The organism is Microbacterium oleivorans (genome assembly GCF_013389665.1).
Taxonomy (GTDB): domain Bacteria; phylum Actinomycetota; class Actinomycetes; order Actinomycetales; family Microbacteriaceae; genus Microbacterium; species Microbacterium oleivorans_C.
Window position 1 is genome coordinate 664,560 of sequence record NZ_CP058316.1, and the last position, 26,855, is coordinate 691,414.

Annotated in this window: 38 protein-coding genes; 5 read left to right on the forward strand and 33 right to left on the reverse strand. The window is 67.9% G+C overall.

Annotation, left to right across the window (positions count from 1 at the left end):
• Positions 1 to 48 precede the first annotated feature (48 nt).
• Both HW566_RS03165 and HW566_RS03170 read left to right on the forward strand, forming a co-directional pair.
• Complete coding sequence (locus HW566_RS03165) at positions 49 to 324, forward strand: hypothetical protein (protein WP_178010336.1); 276 nt, start codon at positions 49 to 51, stop codon at positions 322 to 324.
• 95 nt (positions 325 to 419) lie between these two features.
• Positions 420 to 608, forward strand: coding sequence for a hypothetical protein (locus HW566_RS03170; RefSeq protein ID WP_178010337.1), 189 nt, complete (start codon positions 420 to 422; stop codon positions 606 to 608).
• 885 nt (positions 609 to 1,493) lie between these two features.
• Here HW566_RS03170 and HW566_RS03175 read toward each other — a convergent pair.
• Both HW566_RS03175 and HW566_RS03180 read right to left on the reverse strand, forming a co-directional pair.
• Complete coding sequence (locus HW566_RS03175) at positions 1,494 to 1,832, reverse strand: hypothetical protein (RefSeq protein WP_178010339.1); 339 nt, start codon at positions 1,830 to 1,832, stop codon at positions 1,494 to 1,496.
• A gap of 502 nt (positions 1,833 to 2,334) precedes the next feature.
• Positions 2,335 to 2,493 carry a hypothetical protein gene (locus tag HW566_RS03180; protein WP_178010341.1) on the reverse strand — a complete coding sequence of 53 codons (159 nt, stop codon included), beginning with the start codon at positions 2,491 to 2,493 and terminating at the stop codon, positions 2,335 to 2,337.
• 79 nt (positions 2,494 to 2,572) lie between these two features.
• Between HW566_RS03180 and HW566_RS03185 the strand changes: the two genes are divergently transcribed.
• Complete coding sequence (locus tag HW566_RS03185) at positions 2,573 to 2,830, forward strand: hypothetical protein (protein ID WP_178010343.1); 258 nt, start codon at positions 2,573 to 2,575, stop codon at positions 2,828 to 2,830.
• Positions 2,831 to 2,962: 132 nt separating this feature from the next.
• Here HW566_RS03185 and HW566_RS03190 read toward each other — a convergent pair whose 3' ends face one another.
• The 12 genes from HW566_RS03190 to HW566_RS03245 form a co-directional block, all read right to left on the reverse strand.
• Positions 2,963 to 3,691 carry a hypothetical protein gene (locus HW566_RS03190; RefSeq protein WP_178010344.1) on the reverse strand — a complete coding sequence of 243 codons (729 nt, stop codon included), beginning with the start codon at positions 3,689 to 3,691 and terminating at the stop codon, positions 2,963 to 2,965.
• A 990-nt stretch (positions 3,692 to 4,681) separates the two neighbouring features.
• Positions 4,682 to 5,545: a hypothetical protein gene (locus tag HW566_RS03195; RefSeq protein WP_178010346.1), complete on the reverse strand. Its 864-nt coding sequence runs from the start codon at positions 5,543 to 5,545 to the stop codon at positions 4,682 to 4,684.
• Positions 5,542 to 6,045, reverse strand: coding sequence for a hypothetical protein (locus tag HW566_RS03200; protein ID WP_178010348.1), 504 nt, complete (start codon positions 6,043 to 6,045; stop codon positions 5,542 to 5,544). The genes HW566_RS03195 and HW566_RS03200 overlap by 4 nt, the downstream gene beginning before the upstream one ends.
• Entirely contained in the window at positions 6,042 to 6,935 is an 894-nt protein-coding gene (locus HW566_RS03205; RefSeq protein WP_178010350.1) for a hypothetical protein, read from the reverse strand. Before HW566_RS03205 ends, HW566_RS03200 begins: the two co-directional genes overlap by 4 nt.
• Entirely contained in the window at positions 6,928 to 7,551 is a 624-nt protein-coding gene (locus HW566_RS03210) for a hypothetical protein (protein ID WP_178010352.1), read from the reverse strand. Before HW566_RS03210 ends, HW566_RS03205 begins: the two co-directional genes overlap by 8 nt.
• A gap of 28 nt (positions 7,552 to 7,579) precedes the next feature.
• Positions 7,580 to 8,077 carry a hypothetical protein gene (locus tag HW566_RS03215; RefSeq protein WP_178010354.1) on the reverse strand — a complete coding sequence of 166 codons (498 nt, stop codon included), beginning with the start codon at positions 8,075 to 8,077 and terminating at the stop codon, positions 7,580 to 7,582.
• A complete protein-coding gene (locus HW566_RS03220; protein ID WP_178010356.1) occupies positions 8,077 to 8,454 on the reverse strand; it encodes a hypothetical protein in 378 nt (125 codons plus the stop codon). Before HW566_RS03220 ends, HW566_RS03215 begins: the two co-directional genes overlap by 1 nt.
• Positions 8,455 to 8,467: 13 nt before the next feature.
• On the reverse strand, positions 8,468 to 8,758 hold the full coding sequence (locus tag HW566_RS03225; RefSeq protein ID WP_178010358.1) for a hypothetical protein: 291 nt from the start codon (positions 8,756 to 8,758) through the stop codon (positions 8,468 to 8,470).
• Positions 8,758 to 9,249, reverse strand: a complete 492-nt coding sequence (locus HW566_RS03230) for a hypothetical protein (protein ID WP_178010360.1) — start codon at positions 9,247 to 9,249, stop codon at positions 8,758 to 8,760. The genes HW566_RS03225 and HW566_RS03230 overlap by 1 nt, the downstream gene beginning before the upstream one ends.
• Positions 9,246 to 9,656: a hypothetical protein gene (locus tag HW566_RS03235; RefSeq protein WP_178010361.1), complete on the reverse strand. Its 411-nt coding sequence runs from the start codon at positions 9,654 to 9,656 to the stop codon at positions 9,246 to 9,248. The genes HW566_RS03230 and HW566_RS03235 overlap by 4 nt, the downstream gene beginning before the upstream one ends.
• Positions 9,653 to 9,796: a hypothetical protein gene (locus tag HW566_RS03240; RefSeq protein WP_178010363.1), complete on the reverse strand. Its 144-nt coding sequence runs from the start codon at positions 9,794 to 9,796 to the stop codon at positions 9,653 to 9,655. The genes HW566_RS03235 and HW566_RS03240 overlap by 4 nt, the downstream gene beginning before the upstream one ends.
• Positions 9,793 to 10,740: a M23 family metallopeptidase gene (locus HW566_RS03245; RefSeq protein WP_178010365.1), complete on the reverse strand. Its 948-nt coding sequence runs from the start codon at positions 10,738 to 10,740 to the stop codon at positions 9,793 to 9,795. The genes HW566_RS03240 and HW566_RS03245 overlap by 4 nt, the downstream gene beginning before the upstream one ends.
• 102 nt (positions 10,741 to 10,842) lie before the next feature.
• On the opposite strand from HW566_RS03245, the gene HW566_RS03250 reads away from it, so the two are divergent.
• Together HW566_RS03250 and HW566_RS03255 are read left to right on the forward strand one after the other, a co-directional pair.
• Entirely contained in the window at positions 10,843 to 11,031 is a 189-nt protein-coding gene (locus HW566_RS03250) for a hypothetical protein (RefSeq protein ID WP_178010367.1), read from the forward strand.
• Between the two features lie 104 nt (positions 11,032 to 11,135).
• Entirely contained in the window at positions 11,136 to 11,402 is a 267-nt protein-coding gene (locus tag HW566_RS03255; RefSeq protein WP_178010369.1) for a DUF732 domain-containing protein, read from the forward strand.
• On the opposite strand, the gene HW566_RS03260 is transcribed toward HW566_RS03255, so the two are convergent.
• The 19 genes from HW566_RS03260 to HW566_RS03350 all read right to left on the reverse strand — a co-directional run bounded on the left by HW566_RS03260 (position 11,399) and on the right by HW566_RS03350 (position 26,854).
• Positions 11,399 to 11,983 (reverse strand): hypothetical protein, encoded by a 585-nt coding sequence (locus tag HW566_RS03260; RefSeq protein WP_178010371.1) that lies wholly within the window; start codon positions 11,981 to 11,983, stop codon positions 11,399 to 11,401. The two genes, HW566_RS03255 and HW566_RS03260, sit on opposite strands and share 4 nt — an antisense overlap.
• Positions 11,984 to 12,129: 146 nt before the next feature.
• A complete protein-coding gene (locus HW566_RS03265; protein ID WP_178010373.1) occupies positions 12,130 to 13,200 on the reverse strand; it encodes a hypothetical protein in 1,071 nt (356 codons plus the stop codon).
• 8 nt (positions 13,201 to 13,208) lie between these two features.
• On the reverse strand, positions 13,209 to 13,985 hold the full coding sequence (locus HW566_RS03270; protein ID WP_178010375.1) for a hypothetical protein: 777 nt from the start codon (positions 13,983 to 13,985) through the stop codon (positions 13,209 to 13,211).
• A gap of 2 nt (positions 13,986 to 13,987) precedes the next feature.
• A complete protein-coding gene (locus tag HW566_RS03275) occupies positions 13,988 to 16,867 on the reverse strand; it encodes a tape measure protein (protein WP_178010377.1) in 2,880 nt (959 codons plus the stop codon).
• Between the two features lie 16 nt (positions 16,868 to 16,883).
• The gene (locus HW566_RS03280; protein WP_178010378.1) at positions 16,884 to 17,096 is read right to left on the reverse strand and encodes a hypothetical protein; all 213 of its coding nucleotides are present in this window, start codon (positions 17,094 to 17,096) and stop codon (positions 16,884 to 16,886) included.
• Between the two features lie 95 nt (positions 17,097 to 17,191).
• Positions 17,192 to 17,605 carry a hypothetical protein gene (locus HW566_RS03285; RefSeq protein ID WP_178010381.1) on the reverse strand — a complete coding sequence of 138 codons (414 nt, stop codon included), beginning with the start codon at positions 17,603 to 17,605 and terminating at the stop codon, positions 17,192 to 17,194.
• A gap of 82 nt (positions 17,606 to 17,687) precedes the next feature.
• On the reverse strand, positions 17,688 to 18,500 hold the full coding sequence (locus HW566_RS03290; protein ID WP_178010383.1) for an IPT/TIG domain-containing protein: 813 nt from the start codon (positions 18,498 to 18,500) through the stop codon (positions 17,688 to 17,690).
• Positions 18,501 to 18,550: 50 nt separating this feature from the next.
• Positions 18,551 to 18,979 carry a hypothetical protein gene (locus HW566_RS03295; RefSeq protein WP_178010385.1) on the reverse strand — a complete coding sequence of 143 codons (429 nt, stop codon included), beginning with the start codon at positions 18,977 to 18,979 and terminating at the stop codon, positions 18,551 to 18,553.
• Positions 18,972 to 19,247, reverse strand: coding sequence for an HK97 gp10 family phage protein (locus HW566_RS03300; protein ID WP_178010387.1), 276 nt, complete (start codon positions 19,245 to 19,247; stop codon positions 18,972 to 18,974). The genes HW566_RS03295 and HW566_RS03300 overlap by 8 nt, the downstream gene beginning before the upstream one ends.
• Positions 19,247 to 19,594, reverse strand: a complete 348-nt coding sequence (locus HW566_RS03305) for a hypothetical protein (RefSeq protein WP_178010389.1) — start codon at positions 19,592 to 19,594, stop codon at positions 19,247 to 19,249. Before HW566_RS03305 ends, HW566_RS03300 begins: the two co-directional genes overlap by 1 nt.
• Positions 19,594 to 20,136, reverse strand: a complete 543-nt coding sequence (locus HW566_RS03310; RefSeq protein ID WP_178010391.1) for a hypothetical protein — start codon at positions 20,134 to 20,136, stop codon at positions 19,594 to 19,596. The genes HW566_RS03305 and HW566_RS03310 overlap by 1 nt, the downstream gene beginning before the upstream one ends.
• Positions 20,137 to 20,150: 14 nt before the next feature.
• Positions 20,151 to 20,504 carry a hypothetical protein gene (locus HW566_RS03315; protein WP_178010392.1) on the reverse strand — a complete coding sequence of 118 codons (354 nt, stop codon included), beginning with the start codon at positions 20,502 to 20,504 and terminating at the stop codon, positions 20,151 to 20,153.
• A 64-nt stretch (positions 20,505 to 20,568) separates the two neighbouring features.
• Entirely contained in the window at positions 20,569 to 21,816 is a 1,248-nt protein-coding gene (locus HW566_RS03320; protein ID WP_178010394.1) for a phage major capsid protein, read from the reverse strand.
• On the reverse strand, positions 21,813 to 22,817 hold the full coding sequence (locus tag HW566_RS03325) for a hypothetical protein (RefSeq protein ID WP_178010396.1): 1,005 nt from the start codon (positions 22,815 to 22,817) through the stop codon (positions 21,813 to 21,815). The genes HW566_RS03320 and HW566_RS03325 overlap by 4 nt, the downstream gene beginning before the upstream one ends.
• The gene (locus HW566_RS03330; RefSeq protein ID WP_178010397.1) at positions 22,814 to 24,169 is read right to left on the reverse strand and encodes a phage portal protein; all 1,356 of its coding nucleotides are present in this window, start codon (positions 24,167 to 24,169) and stop codon (positions 22,814 to 22,816) included. The genes HW566_RS03325 and HW566_RS03330 overlap by 4 nt, the downstream gene beginning before the upstream one ends.
• An 11-nt stretch (positions 24,170 to 24,180) precedes the next feature.
• On the reverse strand, positions 24,181 to 24,405 hold the full coding sequence (locus HW566_RS03335; protein WP_178010399.1) for a hypothetical protein: 225 nt from the start codon (positions 24,403 to 24,405) through the stop codon (positions 24,181 to 24,183).
• A 15-nt stretch (positions 24,406 to 24,420) separates the two neighbouring features.
• Positions 24,421 to 25,869, reverse strand: a complete 1,449-nt coding sequence (locus HW566_RS03340) for a terminase large subunit domain-containing protein (RefSeq protein ID WP_178010401.1) — start codon at positions 25,867 to 25,869, stop codon at positions 24,421 to 24,423.
• 40 nt (positions 25,870 to 25,909) lie between these two features.
• Positions 25,910 to 26,392: a hypothetical protein gene (locus HW566_RS03345; protein WP_178010402.1), complete on the reverse strand. Its 483-nt coding sequence runs from the start codon at positions 26,390 to 26,392 to the stop codon at positions 25,910 to 25,912.
• A gap of 165 nt (positions 26,393 to 26,557) precedes the next feature.
• Positions 26,558 to 26,854: an HNH endonuclease gene (locus HW566_RS03350; RefSeq protein WP_178010404.1), complete on the reverse strand. Its 297-nt coding sequence runs from the start codon at positions 26,852 to 26,854 to the stop codon at positions 26,558 to 26,560.
• Position 26,855 lies beyond the last annotated feature (1 nt).

A 26,855-nucleotide genomic window follows, 5' to 3' on the forward strand; every position in this document is an offset into this window, starting at 1 on the left:
GAAGGGGGTCTCGGCGACGTGGGGACAAACAAGAGATACGCCGAAGCGATGGACCGGCGAGCCGCCGAGCTGTCGCAGCAGACGCTCATGCGCATCCCACCCTGCACGATCCCGATGCAGGCCTACGGACCGCAGCCGCTCGAGTGGGCCGAGCATCGCCCCACGGTGTGGGCGTGGGTGTCGTGGCCTCACAAGCCCGCCGAGCGTCTCCCCGCCGTCGCACACGGTTGGAACGACCGCGTCGTCGTCGTGTACTGGATGAGCGACGCCGGCGAACTCAACACCGTCGTGTGGCGAAACGCAGTCACACGACGGCACGCGTGACGCGGTACTCGCTTCTGCCACGCCCGATTCGGACGCAGAACCGAGAGAATGTGGTCACATCGCCCGGCGCCGCCGGGCAGGAAAGGAAATCAACGATGGTGATGATGACCGCAGGGCAACTGTCTCACGACTGCCTCGGCAAGACCTTCACACGCACCGACGCGAGCGGGAACAAGACGAGCGGCCTGCTCGAATCGCTGAGCATAGGTTCCTTCGGCGTAAGCGCTCAGTACGGCGAGTACACCGTTCGCCTGCAACCCGATGAGAGCGTAGACGTCTCCTGAGAAAAGGCCCCGCGTCCCAGGCCGAATGCGAAGGGACGCGGGGTCAGGACGCAACGTGACCGTAACGCCCGCCCGCTACGATCACGGCCATGACGGACTGCGGGCACCACATCCTGGAACGAGAAGACGTCGGCGAACCCTGGATCTGCCGGGGCTGCGGGGCCCCGCTCCACTGACCCGACGCTGCTGACGGCAACCCCCCCGCGGGCCCCCGATCTTGGACTTAGACTCCGCGCCGCCGGGGATAGCTCCCGGCAGAAGGGAGTCCTGAGATGGATCAGGTTGTCGTGCTTGTCGCGCTCCTCGCCGTGCTCGTCGCGTTGCTCGCGTTGCTCGTCGCGTTGCTCGCCGTGCTCGCCGTTTTCCGCCGCTAACGAGCAAGAGACCCCGGCGTCTGCCCACCCGAAGGTGAGGGACGCCGGGGCGTTGGTACGCTCACGACTCCTCCGCCACCTGGCCGCTAGCCGACGCGCTACGCGAGATCCCCGGCGCCGAGGCTTGGGTCACCGAGGGTCAGCGGCGCCGCGGCATCCCTTGGCATTCGGCGCCGCTGACCCGCCCGTAGGAATAGGCGCGGCGCTCGCACGATCGTCGAGCGTCGGTCTCGCCTCGGCCGCCACCGAAACGGGGTGCTTTCAAGGCGAGTATCACGCCGGTGAGCGCGAATAGGACGTGAGCGAGTTCCAGCATGATGTCTCCGTTTCGTGGGCCTACCCGTTGTACGCCGCAGGCGCGACTGGCCTACACCCTCGCGGCGAATTGGTTGTGCCAGGAGATACCGCCTGAGCGCCGCACACTGCCCACGAACGACGAAACGCCCCCGGCATCTACCCACCCGAAGGTGAGGGACGCCGGGGGCGTAGGCGCCGCGGACTCGAGAAGTTCTCAGCCTTTGTTGCGCAGGTGACGAGCGATCTGCGCCTCTATCTGTCGATGGTGCGCGGTACCGTACTCCCGTCCGATGCTGAACGCAGCGTCACCTATCTGAGCATTTGTAACGCTGCTCGCGATGCCCGCAGCCGTGATCAGCGCTTTCACCGCTGCGAGGATGCGCACAGGCGGAACCTGTTCCGCTCGACGACGCGATTCACGCTTACCGGCCTCAAGGCGGGCGGTGCGATCCGCGAGACTCGATCCCCAGTAACCGCCCGGCGGAGCGCCCAGGATCTCGCACCCCAAATCGTAGAAGACCTTTCCCTTACGTAGCCCCAAGATATCCCTCATGGCGTTCACCATAGTGGCGTGCCGCCCCAGACCGAAGAGCCGATTTCAGCCCGAGCCCGAGACGCTGCGGGGTCCGCTCCCGCTGACAGCGATACTCCTTCCGCCGGCCACCCCGTCGCATCTCAAATCTCGGATTTATACTCCGCGCCGCCGGGAACCGCTCCCGACACAAAGGAGCTCCGAGATGGAACAGGTTGTCGTGCGCGTCGCGTTGCTCGCCGTCGTCCGGCGCTAAACGACGAAACACCCCCGGCGTTCGCCCACCCGAAGGTGGAGAGCGCCGGGGGCCCTGGCGGCACGGAGAAGCAACGTGGCCGTAACGCCCGCCCGCTACGATCACGGCCATGACGGACTGCGGCCACCACATCCTCGAACGAGAAGACGTCGGAGAACCCTGGATCTGCCGGGGCTGCGGAGCACCGCTTCACTGACCCGATTCAGCTGACGGCAAACGCCCCCGGCATCCACTCCCTGAGGAGAGACGCCGGGGGCGTTGCTGGTTCTAGTACTTCACGAACGTGCCGATGCGGTGCCCGTTGTCGTCGCCGCTGCCGAGTTCTTCCTGCACGCCGTCGTCAACGTAGTAGCCCTCTTCGAGCTTCGGCAGCTCCGGCACGATATGCGCGTCCCTGGGGCCACCTCTGAGAATCCACTCTGTCATGGGCCCAGCGTACGACCGCCTCGGCGATCTACGCGATCTTCAGGTGCGCCATCGGCACGCGCTCTGCCAGAATCGCGACATGACCCTGAAGCCATATGACGAAGATGCGTACCTCAAGCGCTTCCACGCCGAGTACCTCAGCCCCGACGACGCCGGCATGCCCCTTGATAACGACAGTGATAGCGATGACGCTTACTTCTGGACGGCCCCCAGGCACAGCTCCGAAGAAGCCGTTGCAGCACTGTTCGAATCCGAGCTCGATGATGCGCAGCTCGCAGACCTGGCCGACACTCTGAATAGTTCCTACGGGTACTGGGCCAGGCGCGACGAACTCTGACCCTCCGCCGCTCTCAGCAACGACAACGACCCCGGTCCCCCGAAGAGGAGACCGGGGTCGTTTGGTACACGGACTTGTACATCTGCCGGAGCGGCGGAGCGCCCTGCGCTGAGAGCGCAACGGCGCTCGTCCTCAATGCTCGGTAGCGCCTTCGCTTCGTGGGTCGGCAGATATCCCCGCCCCCGCCGCGGTGAGCTGCCACCATCGATTCCAGTATTCCTGCAGCGCTTCCTGATAGTGGCGGAGCGCTCTCTCTGCGAGTGCCACTGGGCCGAGCTGTCTTAGCTCCGCCGGCCAATCCTCGGGCACGACGTCCAGAGCGACCTGAAAGCTGTACCCCCCTCGCCCCGGCAGGAATTCCGCGGGCTCTCGTCGCTCCGTGGGAAGCCCGTCGTCATCGATCCACCAGATGCCGTCGTGGCTAAACGCGAAGCGATCCCCACGCACCGAGCGAGGTGGCCGCATCATCTCCCGCGAAGCCGCCGGCACGAAGGTGCTGAAGGCGAGCGGGGTCATCGCACGGTGGACCGCGTCATCGCGGGCGGTGTCGAACCACACGAGGAGCGGATCACTGTCGAGCTCACGGCGGCGGCGGCTTTGCCAAGCCGCAAACTCATCCACGACAGACTTCTCCGTCGTCGCTCGGAGGCGCGCTTTAGTAATTGAGTCCATGGCGTAGCGGGCAGTGGCGAGAGCCCCGAGGATTTCCATGAAGCGACGACGCAGGGGGCGAGGCGAAAGAAAGTACGAGCTCTTGCTCGCGCTCGAACGCATCTCCTCGAGAGCTTCACGCGCATCTTCAAGCCTGTCGACCACCCCCTGGATGCTTACAACAGTGGGTCGAGGCGAATTACGGGCCATGCGCGTCACTCTAACCGTGTCAACGTACTAACGACCCGGCGTACGCCACCCAAGGGTGAGAGCAGATGTCGTGCTGACAACGAATCAGAACGCCGCCGGTGTCCCTGGCAGTCGGTATGGCGACGTGCCTTGCCATCGCGATATGTCGGGACGTCCCGCGTCCAGACTGGCCAGCAGTTCATACGCGATGGTTCGCATAGCCCATGGCAAGGGGCTGTGCAGGACGCGTCTGTAGTCTCCGAACGACGCTCGGTACTCCCATCCCAGGCCCTCCGCGTCGAGCTTGGCAAGGTTGGCGGGTATTGATGGATCAAGATGGGATCCGCCACTCTTGTTGGCAAGTGTGAGCACGATCGATTTCCTCGACCACACCTCATCCTCGGCGACCGTCAGTATCGGCTCTGACCACCAGACACCGAAAGCGACCCAGCGGGCGCGATCATCAGCGTTGCTAGGAAAACTACTCCTGTAGGTAACCCGGGAGCCGACTACCTGAGTCGCCACAAGGCTTTGCCCGAACGCGACACGACCGCGCCGTAGGGTACTTCCTGCCTCAGCTGCGCGACGATTCTCTTCGTCAATATCTAGCGCGCCGCTGAGCCACCGCAGCTCATCGAGAGCGGCGGCCTGGTGGAGGATCGCGTGAGAGCTGCTTGTGCGATGAACCATGGTTCGCACGTGGGAGGCAAGTACCTTCGCGAAGTGGGTCCGCCCGGAGTCGAACGTCTGCGACGCGACTTCCAAGAACTCAACGTTCTCTCGTGCAGCCGCAAGAACGCTCATCGGATCCCTCTGTGCCATGATGCTGACGTTAGTGCGAATCGATCTCGTCTTGAGTGAGTTTCAGGATGAGAGCTCGAAGAGCATCAACTTTTCGAGCCCCGAACGCGGCTCCGACCGAGGTTTCCCACCAGCCTTCGTCGTCCTCGACGACATCTCGATCAATTCCATGGACAATTTTCTCTAGCTCGGCGAGAGCCTCCTTCTGGTTCACGGGACCAGCACCGCGGGGTCGCTGTTCGTGTCGCCGTTGTAGTACCCGCCCGCGGACAGCGACGCCGACCAGGCGTCCAGGTCGGCTGCGGCGACTCCACCGTGGGTGAGGTTGGTCCCCGCGGTGAGGTCCGCGATCGCCAGCCTGGTGACAGCGATCGAGGGTGCCTTGTTCGTGGTGGCGGTGTTGACCGCGCCGAGGTACAGCGCCACCGTCGACAGCACGCCGGAGAGTGCGTAGCCGTCGCTGGTGATCGCGGCGAACTTCTCCGCAGCATCTGCCGGGAGCGATGCCGTCGTAAACCCGAGCCGTTCCACAGACGACGAGGCGGGTGTGCCTGCGAGCGCGTTCGCTGCTGTGATGCCCACGGAGGTTCGCGTGCCGCCGAGGTCCGGGGACTTCAGTGATGCCAGTGGGTAGACCGTCGGGCTGGTGCCGGTGTACTGCCGGGTGAGGCGGAACCCGAGCGACAGGTAGAAGTCGTGTGTCGGGTGGGCCTGGATCCAGTCGCGGACCGCGATCGGGATCTGGATGCCCGCGCCGGCCCCGAGTCCCGCGGTGCCACCGGAGGTGTTCGCGAGGTGCGAGACCATGAAGTGGGGGCGGTTCTTGGCGGTGCGTTCGATCTGTCCTGACTGCGGGTTCGCGAATGCGTTGAAGACGGTCGCCGTGGGTCCCGGGTTCCCGGTGATGGCTGCGAGCCGTGATGCGGCGAGGTTGGGGATGTCGAGCCCGGACCCCCAGTACCCGTCGACGGGCTTCCCGGGGACGATGAGCAGCAGGTGCCCGTCGGTGAGGGAGGGGTCGATGGGTGCTTGCACGGTGGGCGTGAATCCCGGGATGTCGATGTAGCGTGTCACAGCGTCTGCCCCTTCTCGATCATGATCAGGCTGGTCTTCAGGCTGGGCTTGGTGCCGGTGTAGGTGATCTGGTTGAGGAACCGGAACCGGCCGAGGGCGGCGACGGGGACGCGGATCTGGAAGATCGTGGTCTGCGTCGGACTGGTGGTTACGACCACGCGGGGTGTGCCGGTCGTGACGATGCTCGCCCCGATCACGGTGATGCCGAGATCGGCGGGGGTGACATCACGCCACGCCGGCCGCGACCGCTGGTATGACGTCGTGTGCGCGATCCCGATCTGCGGGATCAACGCCCACTCCATCGATGTCGGCGGGGCGATTGGGGTCTCCGCGGTGCCCGTGTCGACGCCGATGTACCGGCCCTCGAACGTGAGGAAGTCCGTGGTCTCGCACGTCCACCCGTTCGCCGGGATGAAGTTGGAGATCCCGTCGGAGGCGTCGGGGGTGATGCCGTCAGGCCATGCCTCCGACAGCAGGATGTGGGTCTGCGTGTACGTCATGCGAGCTCGTCTCCGTAGGTGACACAGATGTCGGTGATGAGGAGGCCGGCAGCGAGGACCTCGGTCGCAGCGGCGAGGACCTCGACGCTGAAGAACGGGTTGAACCCGCCGTTGAAGTCGGCGTTGTAGTTCGTCGCGCCCCACTGGATGGGCTCGTTCACCGCGGTGATCCCGCGGAGGTCGACCGTCTTCCCGCCGAGTTGCATCTCGATGTAGTCCGACACCAGCCCGGGGCGCACAGTGAGGCGCCCGTAGGCGAGGTTCACCTTGTTCTCGTTCTGCCCGATGAGCAGCCCCGACGCCCGCGCCGGCGAGACGTTCGCGAACTGGATCGCCGTCGATGTGTTCGGGCGTGACCCGCGGAGCCGGTACGTCTCCACGTTCACGTCCGTGGTCGAGTCAGCGAGGACGCAGAAGAACTGCCGTTCCCGCTGCGCATCCGACCACCCCTGCGTGTCCAGCCCGAACCCGATCGACTTGATCGAGGTGGCCTGGTGGGAACCGCCCGACGCGTTGGTGGCGTACTCGGTGAAGATCGCGTATCGGAACGACACCGACACGACCGGGCCGTTCGCGTCGGTGAGGAACCGCGGCCGCGCGAGACGCAGGATCGCGTCGGTGCTGGTCCCCTGCCCCAGGGTCGGGCCGGGGGCGGCGAGCCGCATCGCACGGGCGGGGTAGTCCACCAGCGACAGCGGCGAGCGGGGGTGCTCCCCGCCGGTGGCGTTGTGCACGGGGTTCCAGCCGCCATACCCGCGGGTGAAGTCGTGCGCGTACATCACTTTGCCGCGCTTTTTCAGCAGCCCGCCCTCGTCCGCGAAGATGTCCTCGACGGTGAACGGGTGCTGGGCGGCGGTCGTGGCGCCGCCGATGAGGCCGAGGTCAGGCATTGGTCTTCTCCCCGAGGATCAGGTGGAACCCGTCCGCCTGCTCATGCAGAACGAACCGGCCAGCGGGCACGAGCGCCGCCAGTGCGGGGCCCTTGATGTTGTGATGAGCGGTGACGAGACCATCGGCGATCTGCGCGCGCAGCGAGCGGGGAACAACCCCTGTCACCTCGTCGTAGGTCGTCGCGGTCTCGAGCGCGGTGTTGCGGCCATCGGCGGCGCGGATACCGAACCCGACGCCCTCCTCGGGCGGCGCGTCGGCGCCGACAGGGAACCCGACCCGTTGCAGCGCCGCCACCGTCGCGGGGCCGGGCAGGGTCGTGCCGAGGTTCCCGTCGACAAAGTCCGTGTCGGACTTCCACCCCAGCGCATCGCTGTCAGGGAACCGCTCCTGCAGCCCCCCGGTCGAGGCCCCCGTCGACTGCAGCAGCGCCCGGGTCCCGAGCTCGGTGTCCACGGCCGCGGCCGCAGCTGCGACCACGTTCTCCGACAAGGTCGGGTCTGTCGCGATCGCCGTGGAGATCAGCGCGTTCGCGATCGTCTGGATCGCTGCGCGTGAATCAGAATCCGGCCGCAGGATCTCCGCCGCCATGACCAGGTCATTGGCGAGCGCGATCATCGCCTTGGGCTTCCACACCATCAGCGCATCACTCCCATTCGAAGTAGTTGTCCAAGCCCCGATCGGGCACGGTGTTGGTGCGGTACCAGCCGGTGTACGCCGACGGCACCAGGGCCTGCGTCGGCTCGTCGCCCTCCGGCATCCACGGGCGCTTGCCGGGACCGAACCACACCTGAGCAGGGTTCGTCGGAGCGACCACGAGCGCGGAAAACAGCCCGCCCCCGGCGGGAACCTTCAGCCGCCATCCGGGGTGATCCCAGGGCATATAGTCCGCGCCTGCCACGAGACGGTCGATCGTGACCTCGTACCAGACGTCGTCTCCGGCGATGTGCCAGAGCTCGTCGGTGGACTGCAGCTCGACTGAGAAGGAGCCGTCCGGGCCGAAGGTGTCGACGATCACCGGGCGGCTGTAGAACAGCGATGTCCCGCCGACCGCGGCTCCGCTCGGGCGGAACACGATCCGCGGGTGAACCTCGAGCCCGGGGTTTCCTTGGAAGTCCGAGAGCCGCCCGGTGATCAGCGGCATCAGTCGACCGCGCGGTGGTCGGGCATCGAGGTGACGTCGGGCACGTTCCCGCCGTCGGCCGAGCCGGCGTCCTTCGTCACGGCCGCTTCGACCTTCTTCGCCGAAGTGCCGGTCACGACGGCGTAGGACGCGTTCACGACGGCGATCGCCACGAGCACGAACAGCCACCAGTCGGTGATCGGTTCGCGGGTAATGCCGTAGTAGAACGCCATCACCACGACGGCGAGGAGCACGGACGCGGCGATCGACACCGCCTTGCGGTGGATCGGCTTCGTCACCGCCGGCAGGATGCCGTTGAGCGCGGCGATCGCGTAGGGGGCGAAGAAGCCGAGCAGGGTGAGGATGCCGAGCGGCGCGGCGGGGATTGCGATGTCCATCAGGGGTGACCTCCTAGGTCGGGTCGAGTGGTTGGGTGTCTTCGTCGATGTGGTCGCCGCGGTTGAGGAAGCGGCGTAGCGACTCCTCGGCACGCTCCGCGCGCTCCTTCATGTCGAGGTACGCGCGGTAGTCGATGTCGTCGCTGGCAGGCGGGGTGGCGGTGATGCCGAGCTGCGGGGCCGGAGCGGTGTCCTTTTTGCCGCGCGCTCCGATCAGGTCCGCGAAGGCCTTCACGAGAGCGGCGAGCGCGGTGATGACGACCGCCGCTACGCCGAGCAGCGCGGCGACCGACTCCACCGTCATCAGGTCCCCTTCGGCTGGGCGATCGCCTCCACGCGTGCGGTCTGGCCGGCATTGAGAGCGCGGCGGTAGCGCCAGAGGTCCCAGAGGATCTGGCCCACCCGCCCGAGGGCGACGAGGCCGAGACCGCCGACGAGGAGCTGCGTGAGCGGGTTCGCGCCGAAGCCGTACTCACGCACGAGAGCGGCCCACAGCAGGCCGAAGCACAGCGACACGATCGCTGTCGCTACGCCCTCGAGGCGCAGCACGGCGCGCATGCGGTTGCCGCTGCCCAACGCGCCGCGCATCAGGAGCGAGGCGAGCAGCGAGATCGACGCGCCGACGAAGAGCAGCCACTGCCAGGTGTCGGCCAGCGGGATGCTGATCGCTTCGAGCGCGATCGGCTGGTAGATCTCCACGACCGACAGGACCGGGATCAGCAGTGCGATGAGCTGCGCGCCGAGTGCCCACGCGTTCGCGGGCGAGGTGAGACGGACGGGCTTGGACTCGGTCACGGCTTCTCCTCCCGAGGCACGAGACATGCCAGACCCGCCGCGAGGGTGAGGACCGAGATCATGCCGTAGACGATCGGCGCCGACGGGGCGAACCCGGGAGAGAGCGCGATCGGCACGACCCAGAGCACCCACACGATCGCGAGCAGGAACGTCGGCACGGCGGCCGCGGCTCGGGAGTGCGTGAGCAGGCTGAGCATCGCGACCCCGAGGACGACCATGACCATCCCCCACCAGTGCGGGGCGACGAACACGAACGCTTGCGCGAACGACGGGATGCTGCGGTAGCTCGACGGCATCGCGAGGATGCTCGCCCCGAAGATCCCCGACCCGAGGCCTAGGATCACGGCGAACATCTCGGGCACGTAGAGGTGAGCGAGCTTGCGCTGCCATGTGGCGGGGAGGATCACGAGGCACCTCCCCCGAAGACGGCGAGCACGGCGATGCCGGCGCGCACGAGCTCGGCGGCGTAGGCGAGGCCGACCGCGAGGACGGTGGATACCGCCCCCGCGATCGACCACGCGGTCGCCGCGATGATGCGGTCGCTCACCCGCGGCGCCGAACGTGCGCGCCCGCCTTGGGGTGCAGCCAGCCGGCGTCGATCCGGTAGGCGCCGTGGCGGATCTCGTGGACGTAGAACTCGCCAGGGCCGACGGTCGGTCCGCGGTGGCCGCGCGGGGCGTTCACCGCGGCTTCCGCCGACGGGAAGACGTACCAGGCCTCGGAGAGGAACGCGAAGAGGCGCACGTCGATCGGCGCCGGGGCCGGCGCCGCGGAGCCGCCGAGGTCGGTGAGACCATCGGTGGACTGCGAGGTGAAGCCCGCCGCGGCGAAGAAGTTGCCGTTGAACGCACCCCGGAACCAGATGTTCGAGGTGACGCCGTCGACGGTGACTTCCTGGCCGCGGATGAACCCGTCGAAGTTGCCGACGACGTTCGATGCGAGCCGCTGGCGGACGTTGTCACCGACCGTCGGCGACAACCGGCCATTGAGGTATCCCTCGGTGCCGACGTTCGCGCGGACCCGCCGCTGCTGGCGTGCGAGTCCACCGGATGCAGGCTGGCCGCCGGGGATCTCCTTCGAGCCGTTCAGCCACGGTGCCGGGTCGACGCGGAACTGCTCGCCCGAGCCGCCGACGCGGACCTCGAAGTGCGAGTGGTCGCCGGTCGCCGCGCCGGTGGAGCCCATGCGGCCCAGGAACTCGCCCGCGGCCACGCGGTCACCGACGCCCTTGCCGATCATGGAGCCGGTGCGGAAGTGGTTGTAGCTCGTGAAGATCCCGTGGCCGTGGTCGACGATGAACTGGTTTCCCCAGCCGCCGTTGTAGTGGCCGCCCTTCGACGTCGCGACGATGACGCCCTCGACGACTGCCTGGACGTGCTTCGTGCCCTCGGGGTCATGGTTGCGCCAGCCGTCGTCGCGTCCGCGGTGCGAGCCGGGGACCCAGCCTCGTACGAACCGCCCGTGCGGGGCGGGTGCCAGCATCTTGGTCATGGTCTTCTCCTTGCGGGTATGACGAAGCCCCCGGCGGATGCCGAGGGCTGAAACGCGAAACGGTGTGTACAGCGGAGTGCAGAAGCATGTACAGTGCAGTACATGACAGAGACCGAGCAGCTCGAGCAGGCAGCCACTCAGCTGCAGGAAGCACGAGACGGCGTCGACAAGGCGCTCGCACACGCGCGAGAGGTCACCCTGGCCGCGCTCGACGCCGGGCTCGCAGAAGCCGCGGTAGCGCGCACGCTGCGCGTCTCCCGCACAACGATCAGGACTTGGACAGGGAAATGAAGCGCTCAGCGATCGCGGCATCCGCCGCACTGATGTTGGCTCTCCTCGCGGGATGCTCGGCGCCGGCACCGTCCAGCAGCATTGACTCGGACACGGAGCCCCTTGTGGCGACCTCGCCGTCGGCAGGGGCGGGCGCGGATGAGTCCGCGTTCCTCGCTGCAGTGCGGGAGAACCTGCCGGAGAACACTCAGATCCCCGACGCGACCGACGAGCAGCTACTCGCGGCCGGCGCCGACGCTTGCGAGCAGATCGCAGAGGGCACGCCGGGAGATCAGATCTCGGTGATCGAGAACGAGCAGCTCGGGGTCCTGGGCACCTACGACGACAGCGGAGCGATCGTCTCTGCCGCTCGAACGAACCTCTGCGACTAGGCCACGACCCGGCGGAAGCGCCCACTGCTGTCGCTCACAACTGCGTTGAGGAAGCTATCCGGGACGTCGCTCTGCGAGATGGTCGGCAGCCCGACGAACTGGATTCCGGCACCGTCGATGCGGATCCAGTTCAGCCCGGGGCCGTGCACTTCAGCGGCGTCTCCGGCGAGCGTGACGTAAGCACCGGCCGAGGACGAGTAGAGGGACAGCGCGCCGCCGGAAGCGTAGACCTCACCCCCGCCCGGGAACTTGATCATCCCGCCGTTCTCTGCCGGGTCGAGGATCATGTCGCCGACCTCGATCACGCCGGTAGCGCCATCGATGACGATGTCCTCGCCCACGCGGATCGTGTTGGTGGCGCTGTCGATGACGATCGCGTCGCCGACGTAAATCATCCCGTTCTCGATGCGGATGCTGCCGGTCTGGATCTTGCCGCCGTCGAGGTCAATGCTGCCGCCGCCTTTGACCTTCATGCTGCCGAAGAGTTCAATGAGGTTCTGGACGGTGAGGATGCCGAGGCCGTCGATGATGAGCCGGCCTGTGACGCGGAGAACGCCGGACACGAGCTGCGAGCCGATCACGATGAGGGAATCTTCACCGAAGAACCGTGTCCGGCCGTTCGTGACCGACGTGGACCGGAGCGGAGACGCCGTTTCCGTGCGGTCGTTGCGGGTCAGGAGGCGGTCGACGGCTCGCTCGGGAGCGTGCGGGGTGGGTCTTGAGACCATCAGATTGTCTCCACGGTCAGGGCGATCGAGTCGGGCGCGGCGATGTCGCCGCTGAACGCGATCACGCGGTGTGAGGACCAGCCGTCGCGGATCCAGTCGTCGCCGCGGGATTCGATGCGGACGACGGAGCCGAGGCGGAGCTGGGTCAGGTTGATGTCGTCGGTGCGGACGTTGAAGGCCCACTGCTCGTACGTGTTCAGCCGTGACGCGAGGTACGCGGCCGACCGCTGGTTCACGACGTCGAGCGACGCTTCCTTGAGCGTCAGCTTCGTGTCGCGTGCGAGGCCGGCCGAGACGGGCGCCGCCGCGCCACCGCGGACCATGTCCCACTCGGAGCCCTCGCCGATGCCGTGGACACCGGTGATTTTCTGCGCCCCGATGGTGGTGACCTTCAGGTCCGTGAGCCCCGACTTGGCGGCCTGCGCGTGGAACTCGTAGCCAGGGCCGGCGAGGTACGGGTTCCCGGCGATGAAGTCCCACCCGTATCGGCCGTCGCGCTTGTAAGGCTGGAAGTCGAGATCGGGTCCGCCCGGGGACTCCTCGATGACGGTGAAGAGGTCCTCGCCGTTCTCGAACTTGTAGCCCTCGGAAGTCAGCGACTCCCCGCCGGCCTCCTCGGCGCCGACGTTGACCGGGAGCGGCCATGCGGCGGAGATCGGGTCGGTGTAGATGATGCGCGCGACGCGGCGCGCCATGCCCCGCCATGACAGCCCCGACCAGGCGAAGGTCTGATTGGAGCCGCCGATGCCGAACAGCCAGCGCCCGGCGGCGAGCTCCCGCACGTCCCAGTGCTTCACGGCGAGCAGCCCACTGGCCTTCTCGTACTCGGAGTCGATGACCAGCCCGTGGTAGAGCGGGATACTGTCGCCGAGGACGGTGAGGACTCGGTCTCGGGGGCGGTCCTTGCCGAACAGCACATACGCTTCGTCGACGGTGAGTCCCAGCGACCTGAGCGGGAACGTGTGGGTCTGCTCGATCACGCGCCCGCGCTGCCATGTGCCGGCCTTCGCCGGCAGGACTGCGAGCTCCTCGCCAGACTGTGCATCCCAGATCGCGGTGGTGAACAGCACAGTGCCCCCTACAGGTAGGTCTCGTTCCCCAGCACCTGCAGCGTCAGGCCGTTGCTCACCGAGATCGTCGTCGCGGACGTGGGAGGCAGGGTGAACAGGTCAGATCGGGCGATCCCGCCGAGGGCACGGGCCCCGCCGATCGTGAGTCGACCCGTCGCCGTGTCGAACGTGTGCGGCTGGCCCGCGACGAGCGGGCGGGTGATGACGATGAGCCTGCCCCCGGGGCCTGTGATGGTGTAGCCGCCTCCGGCGTCGCCGTAGACGCGCAGGCGCGGCCGAGCGGGGAAGTTCCCGCGGTGCACGGCGAGCACCGTCTGGCCCGCGGGGAAGTCGAACGCCGCCCCGTACTTCAGCGGGTCGGGGAACCACCAGCTGGCCGACCATTTCGCGCGGCGACCGGTGCCGATGTCCTCGAACGTCGGCGTGGTTCCTGCCGCTTGACGGGCGGAACCGAACAATGTCCGCCCGTTGCGCTCGACGGTGACGGTGAACTTACCGCCGTCGCCGCCGTGGCCGACGAACATGTCGCGCATCTCCTCAAGGTCTTCCATCGAGTCTGCGAAGCAGGTCCCCTTCATGGGCACCAACCGCCCGGAGAGGTACCCTGGCGTGTCGAAGTCCCCGTGTGCCTGGGGCCGTGCGATGGTCTCGGAGCGCATCGTGACGCCGTCATCCCAGCCGGTGAAGCCGCCCGGGCCGAAGTAGAGTCCACGCGGCCGCGCTTCCCCCTGGGGGGACTGACGGATCGTCAGCCGCCCCGAGGTCAGTTGAAGGAGCTTGTCCACGGTCACTGTCCCTTTCGAGTGATGAGATCGGCAATCTTGTAGCTCGCTACGGTCCCGATCTCGACTGGGTCGGCACCTTCTGCGTGGATGTCCATCTGCACCAGCGGCCCGCCACCCGCCACCTCGCGGGCGCCGTCTGCGGTTCGCGTTCCCTGGTCGGCAGCCGGCGCACTGGCTCGAGGTGGCACCGCGGTCAGGGCGACCATGGCGCGTTGCACGATCGGGCTCGAGTCAGTGATGCCGAGGGCCATGCCCTCGCCGACCATCTGCCCGACCTCGGCGCGGAAGACCCGGGAGGGCGACTGGATGCCGAGGGTGTCTTTCGCCCACCCGATGACGCCGTCGAAGAACCCGCCGACCTGCTCGAGCAGCCACCCGCCCATTCCGGAGATGCCTTCCCAGAAGCCACGGACGACATCGGCGCCGGCGTCGACGAGCCACTGACCGGCGTCGCCGATCGCGCTCATGACTGTGTCGAAGATGCCGCCGACGAACCCGCCGATCTGACCGATCGCGGAGGACACCGCCCCGACCATGCCGTTCCAGATCCCGGCGAAGAACGCGCTGATGCCCGCCCATACGCCGTTCCACCAGCCGGAGAGGGCCTGCACCGGTCCCTGCACCGCCATCACCACCGAGGCGATGATGGGGACGAGGAAGGCCAGGAGCCCATTCCAGATGCCGGTGAAGAACGAGCTGACCTGCGTCCACACCCCGGACCAGAAGGTCCACAGGCCGGTGACGTACCCGACGATGAAGTCGACGATCGCCGTGACGATCGGGGTGATGAACGCGACGATCGCGTTCCACACTGTGGTGACCACGGACACGATGCCGTTCCAGACCGTCACGAGCACAGCCGCGAGGACCAGGATGATGTTGATCCACGTCTCGACGTACACCCGGATCAGGGTCGCGATGAAGTCGAACACCGGCTGCAGGAACGAAGCGATGCCGTTCCACACGCTCGTGACGACGTCGACGATGCCGCTCCACAGGTCGGTGAAGAACGACGCGAGCGAGCCCCACACGTTCGTTGCGACGGCGACGATGTTCGCCCAGGCCTCACCCAGGAACCGGGTGAACTCACCCCAGATCGCCTGCCCGAGCTCGGTCTGGGTGAAGAACCACACCAGCCCGGCGACGAGTGCTGCGATCGCGGCCACGACGATACCGATCGGGTTCGCCGTGAGGGCGGCGTTCCACGCCCACTGTGCCGCGGTGGCCACGAGCATCGCCCCGCGGGTGGCGACCATCGCGACCTTCTGCGCCACGAGTGCCGCCGTGCCGCGCACGGTTGCGAGGATGCCGCCGGACTGCGCCGCGGTGCTCGTGCCGGTCGCGGCCGCGAGCTGCAGCTCCGCTCGCGCGGCCGCGAGGCGGGCGAACGTGTTCGCGGTGGTCAGGGGCAGCATCCGCAGCTGCAGCACCGCGAGGTTCTGCTGCGCCGCGAACACCAGCGCGGTGCCGACCTTCCAGGCGATGAGGCCGGCGACGATCAGCGGCATGAACTTGATGATCGTGTCGACGTGATCGGAGAGGAAGGCGAGCACGTTGACGAGCACCGTCACACCGGTCGCGGCGACGGTGGCCATCGCCTGCCCAATCTTGGGCAGGCTCTCCCCCAGCGACGCGAACGCCGGCTGCAGCGTCGAAAGCGACGCGCCGATGCTTGACGCCGCCCCGCCGAGGTCCCCCTGCGAGAGCGAGGAGAAGAACCCGGCGACGGCCTCACGGGCGCCGAGGACGAAGGTGACGAAGCCGGAGTCCTCCTCAAGCCCGAAGGCCCGGCGGAGTGCGCTCGTGAAATCGCCTTGGACGATGAGGGCGTACACGCCGGTGAGCGCGTCGCGGATGTTGAGGACCGTGGTGACGAACCCGGAGTCCTCTTCGAGGTTGAACGCCTCGCGCAGCTTGCTCGAGTAGTCCCCACCCGCGACGAGGGCGTAGAGGCCCTCGGCTCCGGCGATGACGCGACCGAAGTCGACGGTGTCGATGTAGGCGGCCACTGTTGCGATGGCAGGTCCGAGCCGGTCGGCAAACGCTGCGGCATAGGGAGCGATAGCTGCCGACGCGCGGTCGACGGCGCCGGCGATCGAGGTGAACAGGCCGGGCGCGCCGTCGACGGCGGGCTGGACGAACATGGCGCCCATGCGTGAGAACGCGGCACCGATGTTGGCGAACGCGCCGCGCGCGGTGGTCCCCGAGGACAGGGCGGCGCCGCCGACGCTGGACTCGAGGGCGGCCTGGAAGGTCGCGAAGTCCACCTCGCCGCGCGAGACCATGTCGGCGGCCTCGTCGGCGGTGATGTTCATCTGGGCAGCGACGGCCTGCAGGATCGGGATGCCCCGGTCCTGGAATTGCTGCATCGTCTCAGTGGTCAGCCGCTGGTTCGTGGCGACCTTGTTGATGATCGAACCCATCTCCGAAAGCGGTGCTTTCGCGATGGTCGCCGAGTCGGCGGTGAGCTTGAGGACACGGGTGAGGTCCTCGCCGGGACGGATGCCGGCGGCGACGCTGGACGCGGCGATCTGGGCGGACTGGTCCAGCCCGAACGCGGTGCCCTTGACCGAGGCGAGGGCGGACTCCATGATCGTGCCGACCGACTGGGCGTCGTGGCCGAGACCGGTCAGCTGTGCCTTGGCGTCCTGGATGTTCAGGGCCCGGTCCAGGCCCTTCGCACCGATCGCGGCGATGCTCGCCGACGCGGTGGCGACGCCCGCTGCCACGGTGATGGCGATGCCCTTTACGGCACGCCCGAAAGCGGCCTTGAACCGTCCGCCGGCTTCCGAGGCGGCCGCGTCGGTCTGTGAGATCACGGCGCCCCGGAAGCCGGGGAAGGTTGCGGAGATGGGGACTTCGCCCGCGCCGACAACGGTCATGGGCACCCCCTGGGGATCAGTGCGCGAACGCGGATCGTGCCCGCAGGTCCGCGCGGAGGGCTTCGCGCTCCTCGGCGGTGACGTCGACTTCCTGCTCCTGCCGCCACGGCGTGGGCAGGTCGACCGGGTCGGGGTGGGTCTTGGTGTCGCGGTTCGCGTTCATGAACGACGTCGCGTGCATCCACGTCAGGAACTCGCCGTACGTGACGGCGTAGTCCCACCCGGCCACCGAGGCGCTGGTGTGCGACCCGAACTCTTTCTCGAGCTCAGCGACGTGGTCGATCGCCTCCCGGTAGGAGATCGACCGGCCGACGTCGTCGAGGCTCAGTCCGAGATAGCGTCGGAAGTCGAATCGGACGGCCCGCCTGTGCTTTCCGACGAAGGCGTAGAGGGCGAGGATTCCCCCAGGCTGGCGCCCATCCGCTCACCGATCGTCTCGGCGTACTTCAGCAGGATCTGGAACGCCTTCGCGCCGTCGCGCATGCTCACGATCTTGTCGCGGTCCTCGGGCCAGAGGATGTCGTCGCGCAGGTACTTCGGGAGCTTCTTCTCCTCGATGCCGTCCATGTCCATGAACAGCTCGAGACGCTCGATCGGGATGCGCAGGTCGAGAGAAATCTCCCCCTCGCTGGTCTGGCACTTCAGGTGATCCTCGACGACGAGGAAGTCCGGCTTGGGGCCGGGTTCGCGGGTGGTGGCGCGCGACTTGTTCGGCGCGAGCTTGTCGGAGACGGTCATGATGGGCCTTTCGTGGACGGTGATGGGCGGGCGGTGAGCTGCTGGCCGGGGTGCCCATCACGGCCCCGGCCAGCAGGTGTGTTCACGCGCGGGTGTACGCGCGTGCAGTCGATGCGCCGGCGGGGCCGGTCACGACGATCGGGGCGGACCCGGCGGCGCCTGCGGGCAGTGCCGCCTTGAGCTGCGTCGAGGAGAGCACCTGGAACAGCGGCGACTCGACACCGCCGAAGGTCACCGAGGTGACACCACTGAAACCGGTGCCCGAGATCGTCACCGACTGCCCAGCGGCCTGACCCGACGGCAGCGCCGAGGTCAGCGTGGGGGCCACGGTGCTGGCCGGCGGGATCAGCCACTCGCCGACGTGCTCGTTGCCCAGCAGCGGCGAGCGCTTCACCGCGAGGGTGAGCTCCGTGCCGTTGACGGCGCCGCGCTCGGACTTGTCGACCTTCGCCTTGGTGACGGTGACCTCGGCGATGCGGCGGCGGATGACGCCGTTCTTGAAGATCTCCTCGCTGAACGCGACGAGGTCGGTGAGGTGACCGCCGGCGTCGATCGTGATGAACCCGTTCGCGTCGGGGGTCTTGCCCCACGCGAGCTTGCGGACGAGGCGGTCGTACTGGGCGAGCTTGACGACCAGTGTCGGGTTCGACAGGCCCGAGGGGATCTGGTAGCCCTCCTGGAAGAACTTCACCTGGTCGCCGTCGGGTTCGAGGACCCACTCGAAGCCGCCGTCCTCGGTGAGCAGACCCGCCTTCTCGTAGGCGGGTTCGAGGGTGAGGGTGGGGCTGGCGCCGTCGCTGGGGGTCGGGAACGCGGTCCCGGCGGGGGCGAAGCCGAGGAACCCGGTGACCGGGATACCGACGGCGGAGATGTCGTTGCCGAACTGGTCGACCATGATGTCGCTCCTTCGAAGCGGTAGGGCCCTCCCGGGCCGGGTGTGGTGGTTCAGAGCGCCTTGCCGACGACGTCCAGGGTGAACGCCATGTAGCGCCGGGCGCGCGGCTGGCTCTCGGGCACGCGGTAGGGGCCGAGGGAGCCCCGGACCCGAGAGACGGGGTTGTCGGGGTCGATGCTGGGGATCTGGGTCCGCAGGGCGTGCACGATCAGTGCGAGATCGGCTGCGTCTTGCGGGTTCTCGGGGCTGCCGGCGAGGACCGACAGGCCGACCGTGCGCCGGCCGGTGAGCAGTGAGGTGTCGGGGCCGCCGTCGTCGCGGATGATGAGCGACCGTTCGGGGAAGTCGGGCCCGTCCTGTTCCCGGTTGTCGACGACGACGCCGCGGCACACGTCCTCGGGCCGGGCGGCGAGGGCGTTGCGGTACCAGCCGGTGAGGAACAGCTCGAGGTCGGTGTGGATGACGGCAGGCTCAAACACGGCTTGCCACCTTCCCCACCGCCCGCGCGAGGACACCCTCGCGGGACTCGATGACCATGGCGTACGGGACGTCGGCCACGACCGTCGCGACAGGCCCGTCCGGGGTCTGCTCGACCTCGACGTGGATGCTGTCGCGGTACTCGCCGGTCAGGACCGGGGCGTCGGACTGCGCGGCGTCGACGACGGCTGCGGCGGCGTCCGTCACGAGGTCGCGGACGCTAGCGGATCGGGCGATCTCGGCGAGGCCGGCTTCGTTGAAGGTCGCCATCAGCCCTCCCGGTCTTCGAGCGGCACTTCGAGGTGCGGCTGCCAGCCCGTGAACGGGTTCCGGTCGGCGGCCGGCTTGACCTTCACGTGGTAGGTCACGCCGTCGGCGCGGATGCGGTCGCCGGGGCGGACATCGGCGTCGGGGGCGCAGTAGAGGCTCTTCTCGGTGAGTATCTGGGTCCGGGTTGCCGTTTCGGTTAGGGTGCTCGAGCTGGCGGCGACCCACGCGCCCGGGATCTCGATGGTGTCGGGGGTGTCCCACGACCCGGGCACCATGTTGTCGGGGTTGTAGGGGCTGGCGACCTGCTTCCGGCGATCCCGGTGCACGGTCTGACCGAACGGGAACATCAGCTGACCCGCGCGATGCGATAGGCGTCGAGCAGCTGCTCCTCGCCGGGCAGCAGGTTTCCGCCGGCGGCGGCGCCCGACGCCGCCTGCGCGTACGTGACGGATGCGGATCCGGTCTGCTGCCGTACGATGCCCATCGGGTTGCCGAGCGCACGGGCGGCCATGTGCAGCGTCAGCGGGGTGAGGGTCTCGGGGATCTCCGTGAACCCGGCGGTGTAGGTGACCTCGACCGCGGCGCCCCGGATGCTTGTCCACCCGGTGTCGGGGTCGAAGTCGATGCGGGTGAGGTCCTCGACTGGCTTCCCGTTGACGACGACCGACTCGATCGCGGTGATTCGGAGGGCGGGAAGCCACACCTCGTCGACGAAACGCGAGCGGCGCCGGAAGATCAGGCCCGTCTGCTGCTTTGCGATGTGCCAGCGGCAGTAGTCGCGGATGCGGCGGCTGGCTGCCTTGATCTCGTCTTCGAGGAAAAGGGTGGTTGCGGGGATGAGCCCCTGCGACATGTTGGCCATCTGGTCCTTGGTCGCGAAGAGATCCATCCCCGCCCCCTCCCCTACTTCGCCGAGCCGGTGTCGCCGGCGTCGGCGGTCTTGGCCGTGACGCGCTTGGTCTGCGCGCGCTTCGGCTTCTGCTCGGGCTCCGGGGTCTCCGGCGCCTCCACAGGCTTGGTCTGCACGTCCTTGAGCCAGGACACGCTCGTGGTGACGGGGCCGTCGACGTTCGTCTGAGCGACGACGGCGTCCGCCGGGTAGGTGACCTCGGTGGTGCCGGGCGGCACGTACGTCACTGCGTCGGTGCTCGCGTTGTCGGCAACGGCCTCGGTCACGGTCGGCGCACCGTCGAAGGGCACCGCGCCGGTGCTCTTCGGGGTGACGACGTCCTCGTCAGGGTCGATCTGGATGCCCATGCGGGTGCTCCTTCGGTTGGACAGGGACGCCCGGGCCGGAGGGCTCCGGGCGTCCCCGTGTGGATCAGCCTGCGAGGCCGGTGACCCGACCGAACGCGCCGGGACGGTAGATGGCGAGCGCCAGACGCTCCTCCGCGCGAAGAGCCGTGAGGTTCTTCTGGAAGTAGTCGGCGTGGCTGTTGCTCGCCTCGACGGTGATGCCGCCCTTGCGGAACACCTGGCCGCCCTGTGCGAACGCACCGACGAGCGCGGTGTTCTCGGCGAGGGCGGGCGTGTTCACCACGCGCTTGCCCCACAGCGAGGGGTTGCCCTCCTGCACGAACGGGCCCTGTGCGTAGTAGGCGCCCTGCAGGTTCTTCGACAGGGCGATGCCCTCCCATCCCAGCGGGTCGATGACGACCGCGTCGGGCTCGAGGAACTGCGTGGTGCGGATGCGCGTGATCTGGCGGTAGATCGCGTCCATCGCGTTGTCGTCGGCGGCCGAGGGTGCCTCGCCTCGCACGATCGGGGTCGCCAGGCCGGGCCGGTTGAGCAGGCCGACGAGGTTCGCTCCGGTGCCGTCGCCGTTGAGCAGCTGCGCCTCTTCGGCGAGCTTGACGAACAGCACCAGGCGGGCGTCGATGTAGGAGCGGGCCTGGGCCCAGTCCTCGAGCATCTCGTCCGAGATCGGCAGGAACGTGGCGATCTTGTGGAGGACCTCGTCGACCTTCGTGAACGCCAGCGCCGACTCGGGCTTGAGTCCGCCCTCGGCGACGGCCGCGGCACCGTTGGTGACGATGGACTCGACGAGGTAGCGGATCAGGGGCGAGGTGGTGGTGCCCGAGGGGAACAGGTCGGCGATCGTCAGCGTCCGGAAACGCTGGTCGATGATGCCGGGCTGCACGGCGGGCTGGTTGGTGACCTGGTAGCCGCCGCCGGGTGCGCCGGCGTTGCCCTGCAGCAGCGGTGCCTTCAGCTCGACGTCTCCCGACGCCCAGTTGCCCTTCAGGCCCTTCTGCAGCAGCGACTTGTACGCGGCCGACTCGACGAACTGCGCGCCGAACGACTTCGCGACGGCCTCCGCGCGCTCGTCGGCGGATGCGTCGTCGAGGGTGCCGCCGCTGGACGCGGCGAAGGACTTGCGCTTCTCCTCGATGTAGTCGAGGTTCTGCACTTCGTCCGTCCACTTCTTGATGTCGGCCTCGAGCGGATCGAGCGCCGCCTTCTGGTCGGCGAACGACTTGTACTCGCCGTTGCGGTTCTCCGCGACGTCGAGTGCCTTCTGCGAGAGCTCGCGGACCTTGTCCTGAGCCTCCTTGAGCTTCGTGCTCATTTCCCCTCCCGGGAGTTGGTACCTGCGAGTGTGTTCATGACGCGGATTCGCGCCATGCGGACCTGAAGCTCAGCCGCCTCGGCCGCGTCCGTCGTCTCCGTCTCGACGGGCGCATTGGCCGCGTCGTCGGGGGCGTCGGTCGCGGGGGTCAGCGACTTGGCTTCGGGGTCGGGAGTCAGTACTTCGACCACTCCCACGGTCGCTCGATCGCCCAGCAGGGTGATGACCGATCCGTCGTCTGTGTAGCTCTGGCGGTAGAGCTCGGTTTCGTACGTGTCCCGGTCTTCGACCTCGAACACGAGGATGCCGCCGCCGTCGGCATCCGGGATCGTCCCGCGAAGCCAGACCCAGTCGCCGGAGTTCGCTTCGCGCAGCGCGGCGCGGGCGCGTTCCTGCACCGCCTCGAGCGAGCCGGCGAGGGTCTTCGTGCCGGAGCGGGGCCGGAACGCCTTCTCCGTCGGCAGCGCGCCGCCGAGAGCGACCGCCGCGTCGAGGATGGACTGGATCAGCTCGCCGTCGGCGGCGCTGTTTCGGGCACCGGTCTTCGAGGTTGCGGACTTCGAGGTCAGCACCACGGCTTCCCGGTTTGATGGGATCGCCACGAAAGCGCCGTTGAGCAGCTCGCGTTTGGTCACCGCGCCGGCGCCCTTGCCCTCGGTGAGGGTCATGAACGCGACCGAGGTGGTGCGGATGTGGCCCTCATTGACGAGGGTGCGCACCTCCTGCGCCCGCGGCAGCGAGCTGTAGGTGCCGGAGACGATGAGGTTTCCGGTCTCCTCGTCGATGCGCGGCGCCCCGGATCCGACGGTCGTCGCCACGGACATGCCGTGGTCGGAGTCGAAGGTGATGTGCTCGGGCAGCGGCTGCACCCACTCGTCGGCCTTGAGGGTGTCGCCATCGCGGTCGAGGGTGGGCGCCGAGAGGACCACCTCGAACGTGCCAGGGAAGTCCTCCTCGGCGCCCGTGGGCGCGATCGTCGCGTCTTTCCGGATGATGTTCATCGCTCTCCGTTCCAGTTCCCCTGTCGCCATCGCTCGATCTCGGCGAGTTGGTCCTCGTATGTCATCTCGAAGATGGGCGTGCTCTTGTTGTCGCTCACGGGCCGCGGGATGAGCGTCCCGTCGGTGGCGACCTGATGCGCTCGGGGGTTGTATCCGAGCGGGATTAGTGCGGCGTTGGCGTACAGCACGTTCGCCTCTTCGCCAGCCGGCGGGAGGTTGAACAGCGGCCGCGCTTCGGCTGGCGTCATCACGCCCCGCTCGATTAGCGAGCCGACGGCGGTGGCGCGGGTCTCGAAGTCACCGCGGAGCACCTCGTCCATGTTGAACTTGGTGAACACGCCGCCGTCGCCGTAGAAGTCTGGGACGAGCTGGTGGTCCACGACCGATTCGAACAGCTCGAAGCGGGGCGCCATGGTGTCTCGGTACATCGACCGCAGCTGCTCGGTGATGTTGGAGAACGTCGCCTTGTCGAGGATGTGCACGACCGGCGGCGGCACGTCGTACGCTCCGCACACCTCTTCACGGTTCAGCTTCCGCGACTCGATGTACTGCATCTCCTCGGCGGAGAGTTGCACGACGGTCGCTTCCATCGCCTCCTCGAGGATGAGGGGGCGGCCGGCGTTGTCGGTGCCGCTGTACTGCCGGTCGATCTGGCCGGCGAGCCGGTTGAGCGCACCGTCCGAGATCGTCTTCGGGTGCTTGACCACCAGCGACGGCCGTGCGCCGCGGTTCCACCACGACGCCGTCGCGCGGCGGGATGCGTCCTCGTTGAGGAGCGTCATGCGCAGGCCCTCGAGGTTCGACAGGCCGCGGCGGAGGTTCTCGGGGTTGTAGTTCTTGAACACGACGACGTCGCGCTCAGGCCACTCGATGTCGGTACGGCCTCGGTACGCGAACACCGTCTCGCCCTTGTCGTTGCGGCGGACGACGACGTTGGTCGGGTGGATGGGATGTAGCTCGCGAACGCGGTCGTTCCGGTCGCGGAGCTTCAGCCAGAACGCCTCGCCGTACAGGTCGTACGTCGAGGACGTCCACAGCCACAGGTCGAAGCCGGAGAGACGCTCGTTCGGGCGGCGCATGAGCTCCGCGAGGTCGCCGTTCTCGTCCTCCTGCCCAGCGTCGCCTGCCCACTTCTTGATCTCGAAGGGGTTGCGGGCGGTGGCCATGGCGAGCTTGCGGATGACGACGCCGACCCACAGCTGGGCCTTGTAGATCTCGCTGTACGCCGCCCACGAGCCGATGAGCGGGATGTCTCCGGCGCCGTAGTAGGTGCCGCTGGTGAACGACGAGGTGCTGTCGCCGAGGTCGCCCTGCTGGGGGGTCGAGATGACCGTTCCGTTGGAGAGGAGCACGCGGGGACCTCCTACACGGCCAGGGTCTGCAGGTACTTCACGCCGAGCCGCGGCAGCCACAGCTGCCCGTCGACGGCGAGGCGGTCGCCGTTGCTGGCGAGGGAGACGACATCGGCGAGCACCAGGTGGAACTCGTCGACATCGATCAGGACCCCTTCGAAGGTCTCCTCTGTGTCAAGCGTCGCGACGTAGCGGCGGCGGATCATCGAACGGATGAGCCGGTCGGGCTTGGCCATGGGTGGCCCCCTTCCTCACACGGTGGCGAGGCCGCGCTCCTCGTAGATCGAGGGGCCGTCGCCGGGGTTCTTCAGCAGCCAGTGCGCGCCGGCCACGCCCCACAGCGGGGACGCATCGCCGGGCGAATTCTTCGCGTCGACGACGTAGCCGCCGCCGAGGCTTTTCATGACGGCGGTTCCGGCGGCGACATCCAGCAGAGGCTGATTGCGGTGCTTGATCTTGCCGAGGTTGACGCCGTCCAGCAGCAGGCCGGCGGCGCGGCCGAGGTCGGCGCCGCCCCAGTCGGTGACCTCGATGCCCGCGTCGGTGAACTCGGTGATGAGCGAGGACACCGGAGCGCCCTTGGTTTGGAAAGTGATGCCGGCGGGCGTGAAGGTGCGGGCGGGGTCCTGCAGCCACGGCACGATCCAGTCCGTGCCAGGACGCGAGGCCATGATGCCGACGTGCACGAGGCCGTCCTCGCGGTACGCCGCGAACGCGATGTGCGCCATCGTGCGGTCGTGAGAGACCTCGATACACAGGTAGACGTCGCCCCCCGGCGCGCGCTTGGAGAGCCGGTCGAATCCGGCGGCCCACTTGCCGGTCTGGAACGGCCCGCCGACGGAAGAGTCGACGAAGATGTTCGCGACCTCCGACTCGAATACGGGCCGGGGGTCCGAGATCCAATAGGCGTGGAGGTTCTCCTCGGGCAGGTTGTAGTTCATCGACGGGTTCGAGTACGCCCACGCCTCAGGGGTGTCGAGCGGCATCCCCGGCGGCGGCGACCACCAGAACAGCCCGATGGTCGTGGAGTCGTCCTCTGACTCAATGGCATCCATTCCCTGCTTGTGCAGGAACCTCTGAACGACGGCGTCCATATCGCCGGTGTTCGCGGCAGCGATCAGCTGCGAGCGTCGGCGCGCGGCGGTGGTCTTAGACAGCGCCGACCACGCCTTGAACGTCTTGTGCTTAAGGATCTCGTCGACGAAGACCAGGTCGAAGGTCAGGCCGCGGCCGCCGTTCTCGGCGGAGTCGACCCAGTAGCGCTGCCCGCCAGAGAGCTCGAACCACAGCTCGCCGTTGATCGCGTTCGTCTTGCCGCGCTCACGCGTGAGGCGCGGGACGGCGTCGATGATCTTCTGGGCGTGCTCGTAGGTCTTCTTGGCCGTGGCGAGCTTCTGCGCCACGCCGAGGACGATGGCGTCGCCGTCGACGAACATGCGGAACAGGATCAGCAGCGCCGCGATGAAGGTCTTGCCGTTTTGACGCGCGACCCACAGCAGCACCGTCTTGAACCGGTACGCCCCATCGGGGGTCAGCTCGAGCGCGTGGATCAGGAACCACCGCTGCCACGGGTTCAGCTTCGGTGCCAGCTCGCGGTGGCGGGTGTCCTTCAGCGCCTCGTGCAGCTGCTCGGCGAAGTGAATCGCCGCGTACCCGGCGGAGGTCTGCGGGTTCAGCGGGCGCCGCGGCGGGGTGAACACGCGGGGCACCATGTGTCCGTAGACCCGCCGCGGCCGCGCGCTACGCCTTCTTGCGGACTGCGCGCCGCTGGGGCGCTTCCGGGTCGTCGTCGATGTCATCCACGTCCCCCGTGTAGAACGAGCGCCGCAGCTCGTCGAGCTCGTCGCGCTCGATGGGCTTCGCGGCCGCGATGAGCTTGTCGATCGTCTCCTCGTACCGCTGAGCGATCGCCGACCGCTGAGCTATCGCCGTGGAGTCGAGGTCGCGGGCGAGGGTCAGCAACAGAGCCACACGCGGCTGCGAGGACGGGGGCACGGCGAGCGATTCGACGAACGCGAGCGCTGCCGCCTCGTTCGACAGGCGCGGCGACGCTGTCCCGCTGTCGGTCCCACCAGGTGTCCCACCCGATGTCCCGCCGGCATCCCGCCCCGCGGGGCCGATCCGAGGGATCGCCTCGAGCTGCGACTTCTCTTTCGCCGCCTGGCGTTGCCGGGCCTTCCGCTCACGGTCTCGCTTGCGCTTGTCCTCGGGCGTCATGGCCATCTTGACCACCTCCCCGAGGGTGGGACATGGGACACGACCCTGCGGAGGGGGACGGATCACAGCCGGCGGAGTGCAACGGGCATGGGGGTAGCGATTTGCGACCCCCTCCCCCGTGCTGTGCGCGGCATGGGCGGGCTGTATCGGCGTAGGTGTGGGTCGGTGTGGCTACCAGACCTCGGATGGGTCACCGAGGCCGAGGCGCTGCTCCCCCGCTCCCTTGTTGCGGTTGCATCGCAGGTGCTCGGGCTGACCGTTCGACGGGTCGTCGGCGAGCTCGGGGTACGCCTTCACCGACTTGATGTGTCCGTACTCGAACGCGTCGCGGTGTCCGCGAGGCAGGGTCGTGTCGATCTTCTCGCCACACAGAGCGCATGGCAGGTTGTGCTCGGCAACCGCGACCTTCAGGTTCTTGCGGTTCGTCCGGTGAGCGGAGGTAGTCCGCCCCGGGATTCCGGCGGCCACG